This window comes from Rugamonas rivuli (assembly GCF_009380165.1).
Lineage (GTDB): Bacteria > Pseudomonadota > Gammaproteobacteria > Burkholderiales > Burkholderiaceae_D > Rugamonas > Rugamonas rivuli.
In genome coordinates, this window is the sequence record NZ_WHUF01000003.1 from 457,100 (window position 1) to 479,806 (window position 22,707).

Here is a 22,707-nt window from a genome sequence, read left to right on the forward strand (position 1 = left end):
AAGCCGGCCTACCAGGCCGGCGCCTTGACAGGAAACACCGGCGGCCACACCAGCGGCGTGCGCTTGCCGGCCGCGCTGACGGTCAGCCGCACAAACACCCGGGCGCGGCTGTCGCGCGTGGCGACGCGGCCGTCGCCGACGGCGACCATCGGAAACTCGAACTTCAACAGCTGCGAACGGGCGCCGGTGGCCGGCGCCGCATCGGCCTCGCGGTAGGCCGACACCAGGCTGAACAAGGCCCACGGATCGTCGAAGCGGTAGCTGACGGTGCGCTGGTCGACCGCCATGCCGGGATGGCCGGCCTCGGCTTGCGGTATCACCGGGCCATCCTGCGCCACGCGCAGCGTCAGCACCACCGGCAGGCCGGGCTCCCAGCGCAGCGCGCGCGCGGCGTCGCGCTGGTGCACGGTCTGGCTGCCGATGCTCAGCGCCCAGTCGATGATCTTGTTGCCCTCGCTTTCGACGGCGCTGTTGGCGCGGAACTCCGCCAGCACGTCCAGGCCGGCGGCCTGCCCCTCCTCGCTCGGGTACAGCGGCGCCAGCAGCTCGCGCACCTTCTGCATCTGGTCGTCCACCTTGCGCACCGTGCTGGCCGGCGACGGCCGCGTCGGGTCGCGGTCGGAAGCCAGCGCCAGCACGTGCACGCGGTCGAACAGCTTGAGCACGGAGCCGACTTCGTCGACGTCGGCCGCCGTGCGGTCGCCCTGCGCAACCTTGGCATTGGCGCTGCTACCGGCATTGGCGCCGGCGTCGGGCGGCGCCAGCGCGCGGAACGGCGCGCGGTTGGCCAGGCCGGCGTTGAAGGCGTCGGCGAAGCGGGTCCAGGCATCCTGGTAGCCGGTCTGCAGCAGGTCGCGGCAGCGCGAGTACAGCCCGGCCTGCAAGCCCTGCATGCGCTCGGAAAACACGTCGGTGGCGCGGCGCTGGGCGGCGCGGGCCGACAGCTTGTCCAGGCAGTTGTGGATGTCGAGGTCGGCCGCGCCGGTCAGCACGAACTGCTCCAGCGCGGTCAGGCTGCTGGTCGGGCTCTTGAGCTTGTAGCGGTTCAGGTCGGCCACCGTGGCTTGCCAGCGCGTCACCAGCGGATTGCCGGCGCCGGCCCCGCCCAGTTGCAGCAGCAGCGTTTCCGCATCCTTGCCGGTGGCCTCGATGAACGATTGCTGCTGCGAGACATAGGCCGCCAGCGCGCCGGCGTCGGCGGCGCCGAAGGCGTCCAGCAGCGGCGCCTTCTCGCCGTTCCACGAACGGAAGGCGCGGTCGCGCGGCACGAACACCTCGGCCCGGGTCAGCGTCTCGTCCAGCAGCTGCAGGCGGGTCAGCGCATCGCGGCCGAGCACGGCGGTGAGGTTGTCGGCCACGGCGGTCGCGCCGATGTCCTGCAGCCACGAGCGCACGCGCAGCGCCTTGGCGCGGTCGGCCTCGGTGGCCGGCGCCTGCACTTCGCGCGCCGAGATGATGTAGGCCTGCGACAGCAAATCGCGCGCGGTCTCGCCCAGCGCGCCGTCGGCCAGGCGCGCGGCCGGCGCCTGCAGCATATTGGGGAACTTGGGCAGGAAGTCGGTCTGCACCCGCTTGCGCGCGTCCGCCAGCGCCTGCACCTGCTCCAGCCGCGAACCGTCCCAGCTGATGGTCGAGCCGGGCGGCACCTCGGGCAGGCGGCTCAGGTGGTTGACCTTCATGAACGGCTGCGACAGCAGGCCGTTCAAGGCGTCCATCAGCGCCTTGCGGTCGGCCGCGAAGGCCCAGGCGCCATTCGCTTCCGACCACTCCAGGCCCGAGCTCAGGCCCTGCGAGTGGCTGTCGGCCGACAGCGTCGCATCCCACAGCGAGAGGAACTGGCTGAAGCCGTCGTCGACCTGCTTGCGCGCATCGTCGGCGACGGGCTTGCCCAGCATGCTGACGTTCTCGACCTTCTGCAGCAGATTGTCCCAGGCCGGGCCCAGGTCCGGCGTGCTGCGGTGCATCCACGCGCCCTTGCCGCTGGTCAGATAGGCTTCCTGCGTCTTCAGCGCGGCGCGCAGCGCCTGCCAGATGACGATGTTGGTGGCGGCGTCCGCCTTCGGATCGGCCTCGTACAGCGCGGCCGACGCCTCGCCGATGGCCTGCTCGGCCTTGAGCAGGCCGTTGTTGATGTACAGGCGCTTGGCCGTGGCCCGCACCGCCAGCCTGAACGAACAACCGGCCGCCGCCTGCAACGGTTCGACGGTCAGCGACGTGACGTCCTTGGCCGCGCGCCGGAACAGCGCCGCCGTATGCGTGGGGTCGCCGCTCAGTTCGCTGCCCAGCAGCATCCGCACCACCAGCGCCAGGTCTTCGCCGGACGGCGGGCCCGAGGTGGGCGTCTTCAGCCGCATCATCGCCTGCTGCACCAGGTCCAGCTGCTCCATCCGCTCCACGTATTGCAGCAGCGCCGCAAACTCCGGCAGGTTTTCCATGTTCAGCGCCGTGTTCGGCGCCGAGGTCGTCTCGCTCCAGCGCGCCGGCAGCGTGCAGCGGCCGCCGATGATCAGGCTGCCCGAAACGGGATCGACCGGCACCCCGGTCTGCTCGCTGACGCGGCTGTACATCGAGCGCCGCAGCGGATCGAAGGCATTGTCGGCAAAGCCTTTTTCCATGCGGCCGCGCACCCGCTGGTGCAGGTCGTCGAACCACGGCCAGGAGCCGGGCATGAACACGGAACCGAGCCGGGCATTGCCCATCTGCTCAATGTTTTGCAGCGCCTCGATCGCGCGCCGGCGGCTCTGCGCCGGATCGGCCAGACTGCGGCTGTTGGCCTGCAGGCTGGCGCGGGTGTCATGGTCCAGCTTGGTCAGATACAGCACCACGTCGCTGCCGAGGCGGTGCAGATTGAGCGTGGCGAACAGCAGCCCCACCACCCACACCGCCGGGATCGCCACGGCGCTCCAGCGCGCCACGCGGCTCATCGCCGGCCGCCGCATGCGGTGCACCGACGACGAACGCACCAGCCCGGCCTCGGCAAATATCTTGCGTTCGAAGATGTCGCGCAGGAAGGCCGGCACGGCGCTGCCCTGCCCCGCCGCATACAGCGGCATGGCGCCGTCGGCGGCCAGCGACGGCTCGGTCCGTTCCGGCAGGGCGGCGGCCGGCGCGGACGCGGCCTGGTCGACGGCCATGAAGCCATCGTCGTCCGCCGCCAGGCCGGCGCCCAGCAAGGCGGCCTCGTCGCTGCAATCGCCGGTCAGGTAAATGCCGCGCAACAGGAACGGTTCGTGGTAGGCGCTGGGCCGCATCAGTTCCTCGGCGAACAGCTTGACCCCGGCGCGCAGGCGCTCGACCTGGTTGGGCAGCAGGAAGTAGGCGCTGCTGTCCGCGTCCGACGGCTCCAGCGCGCACAGCTCGGCGCAGCTGTCGGACAGCGTGCGGCCTATCTCGTTCATCGCCGTGTCCATCCATTGCGCCTGGAACGGCGCGGCCAGCTCGTGCGGCGACGACCAGCCCAGCATCGAGCGGCGCAGCGGCTCCGGCAGCGCGGCGGCGAAGCGGGCGAAGCCGGGGATGGTTTCGCAATCGCTGATCGCCAGGTAGATCGGGAAGCGCAGCGCCAGCCGGTTCTGCGCCAGCCACAGGCGGCGGTGGATGGCCTTGGCGCGCGCGGCCAGGTCCAGCTGGCCGGCGCCGTCGGCGTCGAGGAAGGCACGGGCCGGGATCGCCACCACGATGGAATCGAAGGGCCGGTCGGGACGGTAGTTGCGGCACAGGCCGAGGAAATCGTCCCAGGTGCTGTTGGCCATGGCGTTGGCGCCGGACGCCTCGGGATCGGGCGAGCCCAGCAGGTCCGATTGCAGTTGCACCGCCACGCCGTGGTCGAAGAAGTTCCAGCTGATGCCCTGGGCGCCGGCGGTCAGCGCGCTGTCGGTGCTGAGCGCGCTTTGCAGGCCCGATTGCAGCAGCGGCAGTTCGCGGCCGGCGCTGCCTTCGTTGAGCACCAGCGTCCACGCCAGGCTGTAGCGCTCGGAGCGGGCGGCGATATTGTTTTCGATCAGCTCCACCGCCACGCGGAACGATTGCTTGAGCGAGTCGGCGCTGATCAGGCGCGGTTTCTGCTCGGCCGGCTGGTCGGCTTTTTCCGCGCCCTTCATCGCCGCCCAGATGACGATGGCGAACAACAGCATGACGAGCAGCGTCAGCACCAGCAAGGTGGCGATGGCCGTGTTATCTGACAGGAAGTTCAACACTATGCGCTCGTCCCGATGAAGGTTTAGTTACACGGTCGTGGCGAGCGCGGCGCGCACCGGCCACGATTGCCACAACCACAGCAGTTCAGACAATCCCAGCAAGATCAGCAGCGCCAGCAAAAACATCAGCCCGCTGCGGTTGAACTTGGGCAGGCGCCGCGCCGCCAGGTGCGACAGCGTGCTGGCATACGCCTGCTCGGACAGCGTGCGGTCGCGCCCCTGCAAATCGGCCGGCCGCAGGTAGACGAACTGGAACAGCTCGCGCCGGTACTCGGCGATCTTGTCCTGCTTCTGGCCGCGATAGCGTCCCTGGAAGCCCAGCGACAGCAGATACAGGTAGAGCCGGCCGACATGGCGGCGCGACGCTTCGCGCTCGCGCAGCAGCTGGTCGAGGTCGTCGAACACGCGCTCGCCGGCATAGCTGGACTTGAACAGCGTGGTCTCGATCAGCACGTGGCGCCAGTAGCTGCGCCCGGCCCACTCGGTGTTGAGCAGCACCTCGTCGGCCAGCGCCGCCTTCAGGAAGCGGCCCTGCGCCTCGGCCTCCATGCCGGCCTTGCCGACGATGCGGCGCGCTTCCAGCGACTGCAGCTCGATCAGCTGGCACAGCTGGCGGCTCAGCGCCTCGGCGGCCGACCTGGCCTCGCCCTCGCCCACCCGCGTGGCCGCCTGCGCCGAGCGCGACAGCATGTCGTAGAAATCGCGGAACTGCACCGACGCCAGGTCCACGCCCTCGCTGATGGCGCCGCTCCAGGCCGGCGCCGCCGGCGCGTTGCTTGACTTGCCCGATAATATGCTCACGGCCTCATCCCTTTATGAACAACACCACTTCCTGCGGCCGCTGCGCCAGCAGGCTTTCATTCGCATTGCTGATCAACAGCGCCTGGTCGGCCACGATGAACTCGTCGCTGACCTCGACGCTGAACAGCGTGTAGCCGGCGCTGGCGCGCAAGCCCAGTTCCGGCGCGGCCTCGATGCGGGTGCGCGCCGCGCCCAGCACGCGGCGGTCGGTCAGCGAGGTCCACACCGTCTGCGAGCCGATCACCGCGCCCGCCATCCATTGCGTGGCCTCGCGCTCCGGCTGGCCGCGCAGGCCGACCACCAGCCGCGCGCCGATCCAGTCCGCCTGCATCGCCAGCGCGAAGGCCTGGCCGTCGTAGTTGAACACGCAGGTCTTCCACTCCTGGCTGACCTCGCCGACCAGGTCGGTCAGCGCGCTCAGCACGGCGTCGAAGGCCGGGCCGGCGTCGGCATGGTCGTAGGCCGGCGGCATGATGGGCACGGCGCCGGGCCGCAGCGTCGCCAGCGGCCCCAGCTGTGCGCACAGCGCCAGGTACAGCGGCAGCGGATGCACGGACGGGCTGCGCAGCAAGGCTTCCAGCACCGGCAGGTTGAGGATCAGACTCGACAGCCTGGCCTTCTGCTCCAGCAGGTTGATGCGGTCCTCGGTGCGCGACGACGGCTGCGCGGTCTGCCGCGCCAGGAACACCGCCTTGTTGCGCATATGGGTGGCCAGCACTTGCGCGCGCTGGCGCACGCTGGACGCGGCCGGCACCTCCAGCATCGCCGGCAGGTAGGCGCCGGGATGGACGATCTCGTTGCCCTTGTTGACCGTCATCAGCCGCAGCGAGGTGTAGGCCGCCGACGGCACCGGCCCGGCGGCCAGCGCCAGGTTGACCGCCATGCGCGGCAGGTCGGCCGGCAGCGCCTGCGACACCTCGTCCTCCACCGTCGGGCTTTCGATGCCGCGGAACATGGCAGGCTGGCCCGGCTGGTTCAGCGAGCGCGTGTTGCCCACCACCAGGTACACCGACAGGTCCTGCTGCGCCATCGCTTCCGCCCACGGCGCCAGGTCCAGCTCCAGCGGCTGGCCCTGCGCCAGCGCGCTGTCGTAGGTGACGGCCATGCCGTTGGGCAGTATCGCTTCCAGCTGCTGGATGCGCAGCAGGCCGGTGGTCAGCAGCGCCTCGTCGATCAGCAGCGCGCGCACGCCCCAGCCGTAGGGATTGGTCGCCATCGACTGCCAGGCCAGCAGCGCGTCGATGCGCGCGCCCTCCTGCTGGAAGTGCTGCGGCGTCAGCATCATGCCTTCGTGCCACTGGATGCGATGTGAAAGTTGAGGTACGGTCATTGAGTGGCTTCCATAAGCTTACTGGGCCGCGCCGGCTTTGGGCTCGTTCGCCACGAAGCCCTGCGCGTTCAGTTGCACAACATATCCCGAGGCGTTCAGCAGCAGGCGCGCGCGGTGTTCGCCGGCGTTCGCATAGCCGGCAAACACCAGCGCGGCCCAGGCTTTCTGGTCGCTCCATTTTTTATCGTTCAGCTTGATCGTTTGCGCCGGCACCAGCTCGTAGGGGTAGACCGTCAGCGCTTCCGGAAAGGTGCGCTGCAGTTCGGCGCGCGTGGCGAACCATTTCGAGGCCGGCATCGCCAGCAGCGAATCAAGGACGGCCTGGTCCTTGACCAGCACCACGTCCACCGCCACCGCGCTGTTGCTGTTGGCGTCGTCGGCGGCGCGCAGGGTCAGCGACTTCCAGCCGGGCGCGGCCATGCTGGGGCCGAACAGCGCGCGCGTGGCGCCACAACCGGCCAGCGCGGCCAGCATGCCAGGCAAGGCCAGCAGCAACACACTGCGGCGCCTCATGCGGGCTTCCATTCGAAAAGAGGTGTCATCTTCAGTTGCATAAGTCAGTCTTCAAAAAGCCCTGCGCAGGCCATAGCCTATGCCGGCGCAAAACACTGTGGACAAAGCAATCAACAACAGGAACAACACGGACAGCGCTTGTTTGCGGGTGAAGACGAGCTTGAGCGTGGACGGATGCCACACTTCGAAATCTTGCTCGTTTTTAATATACAGACCATCCGCTACCAAGGCAATCAGAGCCGATGATATAAGAAAGGAAAGTAAATTCCGTGGTCCTTCGCACAACACTTCCACCAGCATAAACACCGGCAGCACCGCCTCCAGCGGCAGCCCCATCGAGGCCATCACGAAGCCGCCGAGTATCACCGACTTGACGCCGACCATGCCCACCGACCACAGCGCGGCGGCCCAGGACAGCGCGCAGATCCAGGCGACATCGGCGGCCGACAGCGCATGGTGGTACAGATTGGCGATGAAGATCGCCAGCACCGCGAAGAACATCGCCTCGCCGGCCTTGATGAACACCGGCGCGATCGGCGAGACCAGCTCCACCAGCCCGCGGCTGAAGCCCAGCCGCACGCTCATGCCCTGGATAAAGCCCGGCACCGCCGCCACCGCCACCGGCGAGAACAGGCAGACCGTGATCGGCTCGCGCAGCGCCAGCATCACCAGCCACGGCGACTTCTTCAGCTTCCAGCAGATGATGGCGATGGCCGCCGCGCACACCGCCCCCGCCGCCGCAAAGAAGGCCGCCAGGAAGCTGCCCAGCAGGACGATGGCCTCGACCCCGGCGCTGGCGGTGGCGGCCGCCGCCAGCACGAAGGCGGCCGCCGGCAGCAAGGTGTTGAAGCGGTTCACCAGCGATTCCAGCGCGCGGTAGGCGCCTTCGAAGATGGCGCTGAGCTGGGCCGAGCGCAGCGGATCCTGCACCGACACCGCGGCGCCGAAGCACAGCACGCCGATCAGCACCGACGGCAGCGAGCCGTAGGCCAGCACGCCGAAGAAATTGTCCGGCACCAGCACGCCGATGTCCCACTGCTCGGGAGCGGGCTCGACGCCGTCGCGCATGGCCATCGTGAATTGCGACTCCGAACGCAGCGCCAGCCTGCCCAGCGCCGCCGCCTGCGCCGCCGACATGCCGGCCCCGGCGCCGCCCGCGCTGGCCACCAGCACGCCCACCACCGCGCACAGCAGCATCGCCAGCAGCGACATGGCCGCCAGCCGCGCCAGCCGCGCGCCCGAGCCCGGCTCCGACGGCAGCCGCTGCAAGCCGAAGTACACCGCCAGGATCACGAACGGCAGCGCCGCCATCTGGATCAGCGACAGGTACAGCATCGACAGCGCCGCCAGCAGCGGCGCGCTGGCGGGAAACAGCGTGCCGACCCAGCCGCCCAGCAGCATCGCCCCCAGCAGCGTGGCCGGATGATGGAAGATATCCCTGAGCTGGAACATGGCGGGGTTGACGAGGGTCTGCATGGCCGGTCCTAGAGCTTGACGGGTGCGGCGCAGATGCTGGCCACGGCGGCGCAGCTGCCGATCACGGTGACGGCGGTGCGCGCCATGGCGCAGATCGGATCGACCGCCATCAGCAGGATGAAGGCGGCCTCGAACGGCAGCGTCAGGTAGCTGCAGATGGTGCCGACCAGCGACACTGTCACCACGCCCGCCATGCCGGCCGAGGCAAACCCGGACAGCACCGACACCAGCACCAGCAAGCCCAGGTCCGGCACCGACATCGGACGGCCATACAGCGCGGCGATGAACAGCGTGCTGCAGACGAAATACGCCATCGCCCCGACCCGCAGCAGCGAAATACTGAGCGGCACCAGCAGCTCGACCCGCGCGCGCGCGAACTGCAGCTGCTCGACCAGGCCGCTGACCATGGCCGGCATGCAGGTGGCGCTGTTGTTGGTCGCCACGCCCAGCGCGAACGGTTCGCGCATCGCCGCCATCACGGTGCCGAAGGGCACGCCGGCTCGGCGGCTGATCAGCGCCATCGCCAGCGCCATCAGCATGCCGGACACCAGCAGGAACAGGATCACGAAGCCGGCCATCGACGCGATCGGCTGCAGGCCGGTCTGCGCCACCTGGCTGGCCGCCATGCACACCAGCACGAAGGGCACCGGCAGGTTGACCCAGCGCGTCAAGGTCTGGCAGGCGTGGTAGATGGTCTCCAGCGCCTGGTGCAGTCCGCCCGAAATGCGGGTCGGCACCTGGCCGGCGGCAAAGCCGAACAGCAGCGCGAACACCAGCGCCTTCAGCGTTTCGCCGTTGGCCAGCGAGGCGAAGATGTTCTGCGGGATCAGCGATTGCAGCACGTCCTTCAGGTCGGTGTGGTGCGGGCTGGGCTCGGCGCCGCGCATCGCCATTTCGGTGTTGCTGCTGTCGCCGTCGGCGCTGATGATCTTGCCCAGCGCCGCGCGGGTTTCGGCCGGCAGGTTGCCGCCCGGCCGCACCAGCACCGAACACAGCGTGGCCAGCACCGCGACGATCAGCGAGAAGCCGATGAACACCACCACCACCCGCTTGAAGATGCGCGCCGCGCCGCCGTCGCGGTACAGGTTCTGCAGGCTGAAGATGACGGCCGATATCATGAACGGCAGCACGATCATCTTCAGCAGGTCGACATACACCACGCCCACCACGCCCAGGTGCCGCGCCAGCGGCGGCGCGGACCAGCCCAGCAGGCCGCCGGCCAGCACGCAGCCGAGCACGGTCCAAGGGTTCAAAGCCCATTGTTGAAAGCGCTGCATGGCGGTGGTCGGAGCGTCCACGTGGTGTCCTTATTTGACCGGTTTGAGCCCGCGGCTCGTGATGGCCTGTACCGGCCGTTGCGCAATCAGTTCGTTGACGAAGGAAAGCAGGGTCGGATCGTGGATGCCGACGATCACGCTCAGCAGCGACTCCAGGTCGCTGAAGGTCACGGTGCGCAGCGTCAGCGCCAGGCTGGGGTCGTCCTTGAACAGCTGCATGACCTCCAGCTCCCCGCGGTAGACGGCCACCACGTCGCCCTTCTTGACCGCCTCGACGGCGTCGACCCAGTTGGGGTAGCTGGTCAGCTTGGCCTTGGGGAAATTGCGGCGGCCGAACTCTTCCCACGACGAAGCGCCCAGCACCCCCAGCGAGCCGGTGTAGTCGCGCACCACCTGTTGCAGCGGCCGGTCGCCGGCCAGTTCGGCAAAGCGGATGCGGTTGATCAGCAGCGCGTGCGGCAGCCGCAGATAGGGGTTGGAGAAGTGCAGCGACTGCGCGCGCTTGAGCGTGCGCGCCAGCCGGCTGATGCCCAGGTCGGCCTGGCCGGCGGCCACCATCTCGGCCACGCCGTCGTAGGTCTTGGGGCTGCGGTCGTAGCGCACCGTCACGCCCAGCTCCTTGCCGACCAGCTGGGCGATGTCGATGTCGGTGCCGACCAGTTCGCCGTTCTTGACCGAGAAGAACGGCGGATTATCGACCGCCAGCATGGACACCACCAGCTCGCCGCGCTGGACGATGCGGGCGATATCCGGCGCCAGCAGGCGGCCGTCGGCCATCCGCACCAGTCCGGACGGATCCTGGGCGGCGGCCTGCACCTTCGGCCCGGCCTGCGCCGGGGCTGCGCCGTACAGCGCGAGCGCCGCCAGCCAAAGTGCCAGGCGCTTCATTGGGCGGCCTTTTGCGCGGCGTTCACGCGTTCGGTCACGGGCGCTGCTGCGGCGGCGGCCTCGCTGCTGACCTTGCCCGTCAGCTGCTGGCGGGCGCGCTTTGCCGCGTTCTCGGCCACGGCCGGCGCGGGCCGCTCGGCCATGCTCTGCCCGATCTGATAGCCCAGGGCGAACAGCAGCACCAGCATCGCCACGCCGGAGAAGATGGCCAGGGCGATCAAACGGGGAGTCAGGCTGAATCGGTATTCCATGGTGGCGGTCGCGGTTAAGTGTTCAGGGAATGGAAACGGTGGTCTGGCCGGGCGCGTTGATCGCGATCACCCCGCCCCACATGCACATCAGCTTGGACGAATTGTTCAGCGCCGGCATATTGCCGATCAATACAGTGGGCGAGCCCGGCACCCACGGCGCGACGGTGGCCGGGATGCACGGCATCGGCGTCAGCACGCCCAGCGCCGCCGCCGTGGCCGCCGCCACCATGGGATTGGCCATCGACTGGCACATGCCGAACGGCAGGATGTTCACCATCGGCTTGTTGTCCATGATGTTGGCGTCGGGCACGGCGGTCAGCACTGCGTTGGCCGGCAACACCATCAGCGTGCCCGGCGCCACGCCGAAGCTACATTTGAGCATCGCGCCCATGCAGGTTTGTTGTCCCATCAGCTACCCCTCACCAGCTTTTGCAGCCGGTCCAGAATGTCGGGCGTGGCGGCGGCGTTGTCGGTGCGCTTGCCCTTGGGGTCGAAGCGCGCCGGCGAGCCGACCGGCTTGCCCTCGCGGTAGATCACTTCTTCCATCAGTTCGCCGTCCGGCCAGTAGCGGCGCATCGGGCCGTGCAACAGGTTGGCGCGGTAAGTGCAGGTCTGCACCACGCTGCCCTGGGCGTCGAAGTCGGTGGACTCGCCGTCCAGCAGGCCGGCCTTGTAGTGCGATTTACGCACGCGCAAGCCTTCGTGGAAAAACTCGGCCGGGCCCTGGATCTGGCCGTCGAACATGTTCAGGCGCGAGGTCAGGTGGCCAGCTTCATCGTAGGACAGCGACGGCCCGGCCGGCACGCCGTCCACCATCGTCTGGCGCGCGATGCAGCGGCCGTTGACATAGGTTTCCATCTGGCCGTGCGGCACGCCGTGCTGGAACTGCGATTGCTGGATCAGCTTGCCGTCCGGGCCGAACACCGACATCGGGCCGTGCATCTTGCCGGCTTCGAAGTGCGCCTTCATCAGCGTGTGGCCCAGCGCGCTGAATTGTTCGAACGGGCCGTGCAGCACGCCGTCGCGCAGCCAGGCGCGTTGCAGCAGCTGGCCGCCCTCGTTGTGCTCTTCGAGCAGCAGCGGTTCGGCGGGCGCGGGGGGCGCGGTGGCGGCGAGGTCGGTCTCGGTCGTCATCTCAGTTCACCTTGGCCATGGCGCCCTTGAGGGTCAGCATCGCGCCGGCCTCCACGGTCTGGGTGGCATCGGCCTTGCTGTTGATGACCGGCGCCTTGTTATCCATCTGCACCGCCGCCTGATTAGTCATCTTGGTGCCGGCCTTGTTGGTGAAGTCGGTGCCGGACTCGTTGGTCAAGGCCGTGCCCGCCTTGGCCGTCAGCGCCGTGCCGGCCGTGATGCCGTAGGTCGTGCCGGATTCCTCCGTCACCGCCGCGCTGGACTTGATGCTGATATCGCCCGTCACCGTGATGGTCAGCTTGCCGTCGATGGTCAGCGCATAATCGCCCGTCACCTTGTGGGTGAACTTGGCGGCGTTGGTATGCGTCTCGTCGCCCGTCACCGTCACCTCGCGCGTGCCCTTGACGTTGTGCGTCTCCTTGCCCTTCTGCACATCCACCGTGCGGTCGCCCTCCTGCAGCGTGTGGATTTCCGCACCCTTCTTCACCGTCATGGTCAGCGCATCCTCGACCTCGGTCAGCATATCCTTCTGCGCGTGCAGGTAGAGCTGTTCGGCATCCTTCTTGTCCTCGAAGCGCAGCTCGTTGCCCGCCGCGCCCTGCTTGGACGACCAGGTGCGCATGATGGTCTGCGTCTGGTTGGCGGGCAGCTCGGCCGGCGTGGTGTTCTCGCCGTTGTAGACGCAGCCCGTCACCAGCGGCCGCTCCGGATCGCCGTTCAGATACGTCACCACCACCTCCTGCCCCACGCGCGGCAGGAACAGCGCGCCGAAGCCCTTGCCCGCCACCGACTGCGCCACCCGCATCCAGGTCGAGCTCTTGTCGTCCTTGACGCCGTCGCGGTCCCAGGGGAACTGCACCTTGATGCGGCCATACTTGTCGGTCCAGATTTCCTCGCCGCTGGGGCCCACCACCAGCGCCGTCTCGCAGCCCACCGCGCGCGGCCGCGCCGTCTGCACCGGCGGCCGGAACGGCACCGCCACCGGGAACGCCTCGAAGGAATTGGTGTACAGATCGTCGCGCGCCGTGTGGTGCACGCGGCGCAGCACGAAGGCGGCGTTGAGCGCTTCGACGAAATGCTCGGACAGCGTGAACTTGCTGCCGGCGCTGAACGGATAGCAGAAGCTGTCGCCGCGCAGCACTTCGGCATTGACCTGGCTGGCCTCCACGCGCAGCTTGGCGATCGCCGTGGCCGCCGCCACCGCCAGATGGCCGGTGGCGAACTCGTACACCGTGCCGCTGCCGCCGCTGGCCGAATGCGTGCCCTCCAGCGACGTGCTGGGCTTGGTGAAGTCGTAATCGTTGACGGTGGCCTTCTTCACCGCGATGGTGTTCTCGTGCGCAAAGCGCGACACCGTGTCGATGGCGTTGCCCATGCCGGTGCGCGGGAAGAAGCGCACCGCCGCCGCGCCGTCGCAATCGGCGAAGTTGGACGAGGCGTCGCCCAGCACCATCGTATGCGCGCTGCTGCTGAAGGTGAAGAAATAGAAAATGCCGGCCTGCTCCATCAGCCGGCTGATGAAGTCGAACGCGGTTTCGTCGTACTGCACGACGTAGTCGACCGGATCGTAGGTCTGGGTCAGCTTGTCGTCGAAGGTGACGCTGAAGTCGCCCAGCACCGCCTTGATGATGTCCGCCACCGACTTGGCCTGGTAGATCTTGCGGTCGCGCGACAGGGTCAGCAGCCACAGCATGGGCACCACCTCGGCCTCGTAGGTGGCGAAGTCCTGGTCGAAGCCGCTCTGGATGAAGCGCGACACCATGCCGCTGATGTAGCGCTTGCTGCCGCCCTCCACGCTCAGCATCACCGTCATGCTCTTGCCGACGGCCGTGGCGGCGCTCAGGCTGGTGCTGCCGGAGCGCATGTGCAGGTTGAACTTGAACATCTCCGAAATGCCCTCGCTGCCTTCGACCGAGTCGAGCAGCAGGTCGTTGTCGCCGAAGGGCGATGTCAGGGCCAGCAGGCCGCCGGGTTGTTCGAAGCCGGTCCTCATGGCTGGCCCCGCAGCGGATGTTCGCGGAAGGTGTAGGCGAACGGCTCGTCCGCGCCCACGCTCATGTGGATGGCGGTGAAGGGCTTGAGCATGGCCATACGCTCCAGCACCAGCGACGACAGCAGCGGCAGCACCGTCTGCGTCAGGATGAAGTCGATGTTGCGGGCGCCGCTGTCGACCTCGGTGCAGCGGGCGGTGACGACTTCGGTCACGCGGTCGTCCCAGGTGAAGCGGGCGTTGTGGTTCTGGGCGAAGCGCAGCGCCAGCTTGGCCAGCTTGAGATCGACGATGTTGCTGATCTGCTCGTCGCCCAGCGGGTAGTAAGGCACCAGCACCAGCCGCCCCAGGAAGGCCGGGCTGAACTGGCGCAACAGGGCCGGCCGCAGCTGCTCGATCAACTCGGTCGGATCGGGCCGCTTGCCGTTGGCGCAGGCTTGCGTGATGACGTCCTGCCCGGCGTTCGAGGTCAGCAGGATCAGCGTGTTCTTGAAGTCGATGGTGATGCCTTCGCCGTCCTCCATCGTGCCCTTGTCGAACACCTGGAAGAACAGTTCCAGCACGTCCGGGTGGGCTTTTTCCATTTCGTCCAGCAGCACCACGCAATACGGGCGGCGGCGCACGGCCTCGGTCAGCACGCCGCCCTTGCCATAGCCCACGTAGCCGGGCGGCGCCCCCTTCAGGCTGGAGATCGAATGCGCCTCCTGGAACTCCGACATATTGATCGTCACCATATTGCGCTCGCCGCCGTACAGCATGTCCGCCAGCGCGAACGCGGTCTCGGTCTTGCCGACGCCGCTGGGGCCGACCAGCATGAACACGCCGACCGGCTTGCCAGGATCGTCCAGCTCGGCGCGGAAGGTGCGCACGCGGCGGGCGATGGCGTCCAGCGCCTGCTCCTGCCCGACCACGCGGTCTTCCAGCCGCTCCTTCAGTTGCAGCACGGTGTGGATTTCATCGGCCAGCATCTTGCCGACCGGGATGCCGGTCCAGCCGGAAATCACGCCGGCGACGATTTTCGAATCGACGCACACCGGCACCAGCGGCTCGTCGTCCTGGATCGCCTCCAGGCCTTTTTGCAGGCGCTGCAACTGGTCGCCGCGCGAGATGCGTTCTTCGTCGTCGAGCGCGGCATGGTCGTCGGCCGAGGCGGCGATGGCGCGGCGCAGCACCAGGATTTCATCGACGGCGCGGCGTTCCTCGGCCAGCTTGTCCTGCAGCCGCAGCAGGCGCGCTTGCAGCAGCGCCTGCTGCATGTCCATCTTGGCGATCGCGGCGGCCTGGTCCTCGCCGCGCGCATGCCGCTGGCGGGCGATGCGCAGTTCCTCGCCGTTGAGGACGATGTCGTGCTCCAGCGTCTCCAGTTGCGGCGGCGCGCCGGCCTGGCCGATGGCGACGCGGGCGCAGGCGGTGTCCAGCACGCTGATGGCCTTGTCCGGCAACTGGCGGCCCGAGATGTAGCGGTGCGACAGGCGCACGGCGTCGGTGACGGCTTCGTCGAGGATCTCGACGCCGTGGTGCTGCTCCAGCGTCGCCACCATGCCGCGCAACATGCCGATGGCGGCGTCCGTCGTCGGCTCCTCCACCTTGACCACCTGGAAGCGGCGCGCCAGCGCGGGATCGCGTTCGACGTATTTCTTGTACTCGGCCCAGGTGGTGGCGGCGATGGTGCGCAGCTCGCCCCGCGCCAGCGCGGGCTTGAGCAGGTTGGCGGCGTCGCCCTGCCCTTCGCTGCCGCCGGCGCCGATCAGCTGGTGGGCTTCGTCGATGAACAGGACGATGGGCGTGGCCGAGGCGCGCACTTCGGCGATCACGGATTTGAGGCGGTTTTCGAATTCGCCCTTGATGCCGGCGCCCGCCTGCAGTAGCGCCAGGTCCAGCGTGCGCACCACCACGTTGGCCAGCGCCGGCGGCACCGCGCCGGCGGCGATGCGCTGCGCGAAGCCTTCCACCACGGCGGTCTTGCCGACGCCCGCCTCGCCGGTCAGGATGGGGTTGTTCTGGCGGCGGCGCAGCAGGATGTCGATGATCTGGCGGATCTCGGCGTCGCGGCCGCGTATCGGATCGATGCGGCCGGCGCGCGCCAGCGCCGTCATGTCCACCGTGTACTGGTCCAGCGACGGCGTGGCGCCGCCGGCGCCTTGCGGCGTGGGCATGGCGCCCACCTGCGGGACGGCCGCGGCGGACGGCGGTAGGGCCGCGCCGCCATCCTCCGGCGAGGCGGCCAGCAGCGCAGGCAACTCCTTCTTCAACTGCTCGCGCGGTATCTTCAGCAGCTCGGGCGCACTTTCGATCAGCAGGCCGCGCAGGCTGTCCACCTCCAGCATCGCCAGCAGCACCGTGCCGGAGCGCACTTGCTGGCTGCCCAGCAGCATCGAGCTCAGCATCCACGCTTCCTGGAACAGCGCAATGAACTGCGGCGCCAGCGCCGGTGTGCGGCCGTTGCCGCGCTTGAAGCCGTCCATGCTGCGTTGCAGTTGCGCCAGCACCGCGCCATCGTCGATGCCGAAGTGCCGCAACAGCAGCACAAAGTCCGGCACCCGCTCTTCCAGCAAGGTGAACAGCAAATGCTCCAGCTCGACGTTGTACTGCGTCTGCTTCACGCACAGCTCGGCCGCATGCCCCATCGCCCGCTTGCATTCGGGGTTGAGCTTGGACAGCAGGGTGCGGATATCGATTTCCATCGCCGTCAGCCCTCTTCCGTCGACAGCAGGAAATTCGCCGGCTGGTAGCGCACGGGCGCGGCGTCGTCGGCGCGGCGCGGGCTGCACAGCCAGGTGCTCAGGCCCAGGCGCGGCGGCAGTTCGGCATCGGCCTTCAAGCGCGTTTCCGGCCGCACCGCCAGGTCCAGCCGCAGCCGCACCTGGATGTCGCTTTGCAGATGCCGCGCCACCAGCCAGCCCAGCAGCGCATTGTCCTTCGCGCCCGGCAGCAGGGCCGCGTATTGCGCCGGTTGCAGCGGCGGCGCGTCCAGCGCCATGCCGGCGCCCTGGTCCCAGGCCCGCGCGCCCAGGCTGGCGCCCATGCCCAGCCGCGCCGTCATCGGCGCCGGCTTGCCCTGGTCGTGCAGCCTGGCGCGGTCGCACGGCGCCAGCGCGTGCCAGCCGCCGACAAACTGCTTGCCGCTGAAACGCACGCCCATGCGGTCGCGCACCACGGCCAGCAGCGACACCATCGAACGCGGCGCCGCGCCCTGCAGGCCGGCGTGCCGCAGCCAGGCTTGCTGGCCGTCCGGCCCGCGCACGCCTTCGGCGCGGCCCAGGCTGGACAAGGCGTCCAGGCTGCGCACGATGGGCGCGTGGTTGATGCTGTCCGTGCTCAGCGCCAGGTGGTGCTTGCGGCGGCTGCGGTACAGGAAACCCAGCAGGCGCTGGTTGAAGATGTCCAGGAACTCCAGCCCCGACATGTCGCGCGCGCGGCGGCGTTCCATCAGCAGCTCGGTGAACGGCATCGGCAGCGGGCCTTGTGAGCCGGCCAGCGTCAGCACCGGCGTCTTCAGCGTCAGCGTCGGGCCGGACTGCTTGCTGTCGTGCAGGCCGCTGACGTCGCTGGGCGCGAACGACAGGTCGACCTGCGATGACAGCCGCAGCGCCTCGTCCATGCCGACCGAGGTGCCGACGTGGGCGCGCGCAGGTTCGCTGCGCTCCAGGATGCTGATCGCCTGGAACAGATCGAAGGCATGCGGGTCGTCCCGCAATAGCGACATCAGATCAGACATTGGCGTCCACTCATGGCAGGCCACTGCATCCACGGTTCGCCGCCGCGCGTGACGGCCAGGCGGACGAAGGAATTGGCGGAGGTGTACAAGGCAAAGAACCGCGACAGCACGCCGGCCAGCACCAGCGGCGAGGTGCCGACGAAGGCGTCGGCGTCGAACTCCAGCACGATGTCGGTGCCGCGGCAATGGCCGCGCCAGGTATCGTTGCCCAGGCGCGCCGTCGCCACCGACGCCGCCATGCTCTTGACGCCGCGCACCTGCGCCTGGTCGCGCGCGCTGTCGCCGGCGAACAGCATCAGCATCTGCTGCAAGGTGTGGACGCCGGTGGTGCCGTCCACCAGCGAGCGGTGGTTCAGGCGCAGCAGCGCCACCAGCGACCACAAGGCCTTGGCCTCCATCACCGGCGGCCGCTGGGCGCTGGGCTGGTACAGCGCGCGGATGTCGGTCGAGGTGGAAATGCCTTCGCCGTAGAAGCGCGTGCCGGGCGCGATCTGCTCGGCCAGGCTGCGGTTGGTGCACAGCAGTTGCGCATACACCACCGGCTCGTCCGGCATGCTGCGCACGTCGCTGCGGTCGACAAAGCTCAGGTAGACGTCGGTGCCGGTGATGCCCTTGCGCAGGCTCATCTCGCGCCGCAGCGACCAGAACACGGTGGCGTCGCCGGCGTCGGCCGCCGATTCGGCAAACACGCTGGGGATGAGGCTGGGCCGCTCGGCGCGCGGATCGGAGGCCGTCACCGAGACCACCGAATGCACTTCCATCACCGCCTCGCGCTGGTAGTCCGGCACCAGCATGTATTCGTAGTGGCGGCGGTGCAGGCGGATCGGCTCGCTGGTGACGGGGAACAGGTTCACGGCCGGCACGCAGCCGAGCAGGAAGTTGGCCGCGCTCAGCTGCGACAGCACGCGCGCGCTGCGGTTGAACACGAAGCGCACCGAGAAACCCGTGCCCACGCCCAGCAGGCCGCGCAAGCCGGCCAGGTCGAAGAACTGGAACTTGCGCGGGAAGGCGAAGTACTCCTGCAACAGCGCATAGGCCGGATGGGCGTGCGCCGGCTGCGCCAGGATGGCCTGGCCCTCGTCGAAGCCGACCTCGGTCAGGCTGTTCGGCGACAGGCGGTGCAGCCCGCCGCCGCCGGACAGCAGCTCGACGCGCTCCAGGCCGCTGATCAGCAGTTCGTGCAGCGGCATCGTCGTCATCAGATCGCCGGACAGGTGCAGGCGCAGGCGGTCCAGCTCCAGCTCGGAGACATCGAGGCCGGTGTCGCAGCGCAGGTCGAGGCGCAGCGTGCGCGTGTCTTCCATCTTGATGGCCGCCACTTGCAGCGGCCACAGCGTGGTGTCCCAGGCGACCTGGAAGCGGCAGTTCTCGCCGCTGGCGGCGGTGGCCGACAGCATGGCGCCGCGCACCACCGGCATGCCGGCCATGACCTTGCCTTGCGACGAATCCAGCGTCATCTGCACCACCGTCATCGCCGGCACCGGCTGCGTCAGGCTCGGGCACAGGTTGTCCAGCATGGCGCCGGCGATGGTGGGGAAATCGCGGTCGAGATCGCGGTGCACGCGCGCCGTCAGGAAGGCCACCGATTCGATCAGGCGCTCGGTGTGCGGATCGGCCGATTCGCCGCCGCTCAGCACCAGCCGCTGCGCCACCTTGGGATAGCGCGCCGCGAAGTCGGCGGACTGGGTGCGCAGATAGGACAGTTCGCGCCGGTAGTATTCGAGGATGTCGTCGCTCACCGCAGGGCCTCCGTCTGGCCGCCCATCATGCGGCCGCCTGCATCGCGGCCGAACGGGCGTCCAGCGCCACGTCGAAATTGACCCGGCACAGCTGCTGCCCCAGCAGCACCACGGCGGCGATGGCGGCGCGGGCCGCATACGGCTTGGCCGGATCGGCGCTGACCTCCACCTTCACGTGCGACAGCCGGGGTTCGTACAGCGCCAGCGCGCGCTCCAGCACCCGGCCCCAGGTGCCGAGGTCCTGGTCGGTTTGCGGCGACAGGCTCAACATGTCCGGCAGGCCGTAGTCGAGTACGGTGGGGTCGCCGTTCAGGTAGGTGTCGATGGTCAGCGCATTGCGCACGTTGAACAGCCGCATCAGATCCAGCTGCAACGAATGCTGCAAGCCGCCGCCATCGAGCAGCCTGCCATCCGGCGAGGCATGGTGCGCGCCGGTCAACCGATCAAACAAGGGAACAAGCGACGCCGTGATGGCTTTAGACATAGGGTTCTGTACGAGCAGCACTCAGGACGGGACGATAGGCGGTGCGCCCACGGGCGCCCGCCGCAAAGCCGCATCAATCCGCTTTCATCGTCTCCAGGTTCCAGTTCCAGGTGCCGGTGCCCTTCGCAGTCGAATCCGCCTGCTGCTGGGTGTAGTCGCACTTGATCTTGGTGAAGCTGATCGAGAACGAATCCGACGGAATGCCGCCACCGCCGGAGGTGCTGATGTTCGAGATCATGGCGTTGGTCATCTCGTACGTGAAGAAGTTCATGTACTTGCCGTTTTCCACGCGCCCCACGTGCAGCTTGGCGACGCCGATCTTGGTGCCCTGGGTACAGGCCTTGTACATCTCCGTGGTCGACAGGTCGGACATTTTCGAGAACGAGACTTCGGAAAACACCGGACGGCCGGAAGTGCGCTCGGTGTTCGAAGCATCCATTTGCAGCGGCATCGAGGCGCTGTGCGAGTACGACAGCACGATGATCTTGGCGGCGTAGCCGGTGACCATGCAGTTGCCTACGATGGTGGTGCCCAAATCCAGAATAAGTACGTCAGACATTGCTGGCTCCAAATTTTTGAGAGCCCGTCCGGCTGTGCTGCCGGGCGGGCGGGGTCATATCAGTGTGTGCAGAGGGAGATCAACCCAGGGCGGCCGGCAGTTCGGCCACCAGGCGGATCGACGTGGTCAGTTCTTCCATCTGGAAGTGCGGCTTGAGGAAGACGGTGGCCGAATAGGCGCCGGGCTTGCCCGGCTTTTCGGTCACGTCGACCCGGCCTTCGGCCAGCGGGAAGCGGGCCTTCTCGCCCTGCGTCGCGTTCTGGCTCAGCAGCACATAGCCGCTCAGCCACGAGTTCAGATAATTTTCCACGCTCTGGCGAGTCTGGAAGCTGCCGACCTTGTCGCGCATGATGACCTTGATGTAGTGCGCGAAGCGCGAGGCCGCCAGCACGTACGGCAGGCGCGACGACAGCGCCGCGTTGGCATTGGCCGAGTCGAGGTTGTAGACCTTGGGCTTGTTGACGGTCTGGCCGCCGAAGAAGGCGGCGAAGTCCGAACCCTTGGAATTGACCACGGCGATGAAGCCGAGGTCGTTGAGCTCTTTCTCGCGGCGGTCGGTGATCGCCACTTCGGTCGGGCACTTGAGCACGACATCGCCTTCGTCGGTCTTGAAGGTGTGGGCGGTCATGCCCTCGATCTTGCCGCCGCCTTCGACGCCGCGGATGGCGGTGGTCCAGCTGTGCTTGGCGTAGGCGTCGGTGATGCGCAGGCCCAGCTGGTAGGCCGAGTTGGCCCACAGGTATTTGCTGTGGTCGCGGCCGTTGACGTCTTCCTCGAAGCTGAAGCTTTCCACCGGAATGGTCTTGGCGCCGTACGGCAGGCGGGCCGAGTAGCGCGGCAGCACCATGGCGATGTAGCGCGAGTCTTCCGATTCGCGGAAGCCGCGCCACGAGGCCAGCTCGGCGCTTTCGAAGATCTTCGACATGTCGCGCGGCACGCCCAGGTCGGTGAACTCGGTCATGTCGAACAGCGACGGCGCGGCGGCCGTGATGAACGGCGCGTGTGCGGCGGCGGCCACCTTGGACAGGCGCTGCAACAGGGCGACATCTTGCGGATGCCGGCCGAAGTAGTAGTCGCCGATCAGCACCGAATACGGGGCGCCGCCGAAGGTGCCGTATTCTTCTTCGTAGACCTTCTTGAACAGCACGCTCATGTCGTGGTCGACGGCGCTCTCCAGGTCTTTCAGCAGTTCTTTCTTCGATACGTTGAGCAGGCGCAGCTTGAGGGTCGGGCCGGTTTCGGTGCCGTACACCATGTCGTGCAGGCCGCGCCAGGAAGCTTCCAGTTTCTGGAATTCCTCGTGGTGCATGATGGCGTTGAGCTGGTCGCTGAGGATGCGGTCGATCTCGGCCACGCGCTCGTTGATGGTGGCGACCACGCCCTTGTCGGGAGCGGTCTTCATGCCTTCGTCCAGCACCTGCGTGGCGAACTGGCCGAGCAGTTTTTTGGCGTAGGCGTGTTGCGACGGTTCGATCGCCATCTTGCCTTCCTGGACGATACGGTCCAGCAAGCTCAGCTCGCCGGCGGATTCCGTCGACTTGGCGCCGCCCTTGGCGGATTGACTAGTAGCCATGATTTAGCTTTCTCTGGTAAGCGATGAGGGGAAGCACGCGCGCGGCGTGCTATCAGGATGGGGTCGCTTCTGCGTCCGCCGCCGGGGCCGCGTCGGCTTCCGGTTCCTGGTCCTTGAGTGTCTTCAGCTCTTGCGTGTTCTGGACGATGTTTTCCAGCAGCGCATCGAGCTCATCGTTACCGTCGAGTTTGCCGAGCAGGTCGCGCAGTTGTTGGCGCACTTCCAGCAGCTTGGCCAGGCGCGGCACTTGCTGCACGATGGCTTCGGGATGGAAGTGGTCGAATTCGGAGAAGTTGAGCTCCACCTTGAGATTGCCTTCGCCCTTGAGGGTGTCGGGCACGGAGATGTCAAGACGCGGGGCGATTTTCCCCATGACTTCATTGAAGTTGTCGCGGTCGATTTCGATCAGGCGTCGCGCCTTGAGCTTGGGCGGTGGCACCAGGGGCTGGCCGGAAAGATCGGCTAACAAGCCGACCACGAGGGGCAGCTCTTTTTTTTCAGTGGCGTCACCGATTTCGACGTCGTACGTGATTTGCACACGAGGGGGACGGTTACGTCCTACCCATTTTTGTAAGCTGTCTGACATTCACATCCTCACATTATGGTGACTAGCGGCCGACGATACTTTTTGATTCAAAAACAGGCGGACTGAGCACGAAGCTACTTCTCATATGACCACCACTCGTTGCGCCGCAACGTAATTGATAGGTACAAAGATTTCCGATACTCAATTGATAATAAATGTAAATTCTATTACGAACAAGCTATTTCAAAAATT

General features: G+C 67.6%; 18 protein-coding genes. All 18 read right to left on the reverse strand.

The window, feature by feature from the left end; translation table 11 throughout:
• Window positions 1–8: 8 nt before the first annotated feature.
• Window positions 9–4,196 (reverse strand): type VI secretion system protein, encoded by a 4,188-nt coding sequence (locus GEV01_RS12525; protein WP_408014828.1) that lies wholly within the window; start codon window positions 4,194–4,196, stop codon window positions 9–11.
• Window positions 4,197–4,223: 27 nt separating this feature from the next.
• Window positions 4,224–4,997, reverse strand: coding sequence for a DotU family type IV/VI secretion system protein (locus GEV01_RS12530; protein ID WP_008445798.1), 774 nt, complete (start codon window positions 4,995–4,997; stop codon window positions 4,224–4,226).
• Window positions 4,998–5,001: 4 nt separating this feature from the next.
• Window positions 5,002–6,327: a type VI secretion system baseplate subunit TssK gene (gene tssK, locus GEV01_RS12535; protein ID WP_152804726.1), complete on the reverse strand. Its 1,326-nt coding sequence runs from the start codon at window positions 6,325–6,327 to the stop codon at window positions 5,002–5,004.
• A gap of 18 nt (window positions 6,328–6,345) precedes the next feature.
• The gene (locus GEV01_RS12540) at window positions 6,346–6,840 is read right to left on the reverse strand and encodes a hypothetical protein (protein ID WP_152804728.1); all 495 of its coding nucleotides are present in this window, start codon (window positions 6,838–6,840) and stop codon (window positions 6,346–6,348) included.
• Window positions 6,841–6,891: 51 nt separating this feature from the next.
• Window positions 6,892–8,316: a cation:dicarboxylate symporter family transporter gene (locus GEV01_RS12545; protein ID WP_152804730.1), complete on the reverse strand. Its 1,425-nt coding sequence runs from the start codon at window positions 8,314–8,316 to the stop codon at window positions 6,892–6,894.
• An 8-nt stretch (window positions 8,317–8,324) separates the two neighbouring features.
• A complete protein-coding gene (locus GEV01_RS12550; RefSeq protein ID WP_328595503.1) occupies window positions 8,325–9,614 on the reverse strand; it encodes a dicarboxylate/amino acid:cation symporter in 1,290 nt (429 codons plus the stop codon).
• Between the two features lie 9 nt (window positions 9,615–9,623).
• Window positions 9,624–10,481, reverse strand: a complete 858-nt coding sequence (locus GEV01_RS12555) for a substrate-binding periplasmic protein (RefSeq protein WP_152804731.1) — start codon at window positions 10,479–10,481, stop codon at window positions 9,624–9,626.
• Entirely contained in the window at window positions 10,478–10,732 is a 255-nt protein-coding gene (locus GEV01_RS12560) for a hypothetical protein (RefSeq protein ID WP_152804733.1), read from the reverse strand. The genes GEV01_RS12555 and GEV01_RS12560 overlap by 4 nt, the downstream gene beginning before the upstream one ends.
• Before the next feature lie 22 nt (window positions 10,733–10,754).
• Window positions 10,755–11,141, reverse strand: a complete 387-nt coding sequence (locus GEV01_RS12565; protein WP_152804735.1) for a DUF4280 domain-containing protein — start codon at window positions 11,139–11,141, stop codon at window positions 10,755–10,757.
• Window positions 11,141–11,866: a toxin-antitoxin system YwqK family antitoxin gene (locus GEV01_RS12570; RefSeq protein WP_152804737.1), complete on the reverse strand. Its 726-nt coding sequence runs from the start codon at window positions 11,864–11,866 to the stop codon at window positions 11,141–11,143. Before GEV01_RS12570 ends, GEV01_RS12565 begins: the two co-directional genes overlap by 1 nt.
• A 1-nt stretch (window position 11,867) precedes the next feature.
• Entirely contained in the window at window positions 11,868–13,859 is a 1,992-nt protein-coding gene (locus GEV01_RS12575) for a type VI secretion system Vgr family protein (protein WP_152804739.1), read from the reverse strand.
• The gene (gene tssH, locus GEV01_RS12580; protein ID WP_152804741.1) at window positions 13,856–16,540 is read right to left on the reverse strand and encodes a type VI secretion system ATPase TssH; all 2,685 of its coding nucleotides are present in this window, start codon (window positions 16,538–16,540) and stop codon (window positions 13,856–13,858) included. Before tssH ends, GEV01_RS12575 begins: the two co-directional genes overlap by 4 nt.
• Window positions 16,541–16,545: 5 nt before the next feature.
• The gene (tssG, locus tag GEV01_RS12585; RefSeq protein ID WP_235914343.1) at window positions 16,546–17,574 is read right to left on the reverse strand and encodes a type VI secretion system baseplate subunit TssG; all 1,029 of its coding nucleotides are present in this window, start codon (window positions 17,572–17,574) and stop codon (window positions 16,546–16,548) included.
• On the reverse strand, window positions 17,562–19,313 hold the full coding sequence (gene tssF, locus GEV01_RS12590) for a type VI secretion system baseplate subunit TssF (protein WP_328595504.1): 1,752 nt from the start codon (window positions 19,311–19,313) through the stop codon (window positions 17,562–17,564). The genes tssG and tssF overlap by 13 nt, the downstream gene beginning before the upstream one ends.
• A 25-nt stretch (window positions 19,314–19,338) precedes the next feature.
• Window positions 19,339–19,797 carry a type VI secretion system baseplate subunit TssE gene (gene tssE / locus GEV01_RS12595; RefSeq protein WP_152804743.1) on the reverse strand — a complete coding sequence of 153 codons (459 nt, stop codon included), beginning with the start codon at window positions 19,795–19,797 and terminating at the stop codon, window positions 19,339–19,341.
• A 73-nt stretch (window positions 19,798–19,870) separates the two neighbouring features.
• Window positions 19,871–20,356: an Hcp family type VI secretion system effector gene (locus GEV01_RS12600; RefSeq protein WP_152804745.1), complete on the reverse strand. Its 486-nt coding sequence runs from the start codon at window positions 20,354–20,356 to the stop codon at window positions 19,871–19,873.
• 79 nt (window positions 20,357–20,435) lie between these two features.
• On the reverse strand, window positions 20,436–21,929 hold the full coding sequence (gene tssC / locus GEV01_RS12605) for a type VI secretion system contractile sheath large subunit (RefSeq protein WP_152804747.1): 1,494 nt from the start codon (window positions 21,927–21,929) through the stop codon (window positions 20,436–20,438).
• A gap of 52 nt (window positions 21,930–21,981) precedes the next feature.
• Complete coding sequence (gene tssB / locus GEV01_RS12610; RefSeq protein ID WP_008445772.1) at window positions 21,982–22,515, reverse strand: type VI secretion system contractile sheath small subunit; 534 nt, start codon at window positions 22,513–22,515, stop codon at window positions 21,982–21,984.
• Between the last annotated feature and the right edge of the window lie 192 nt (window positions 22,516–22,707).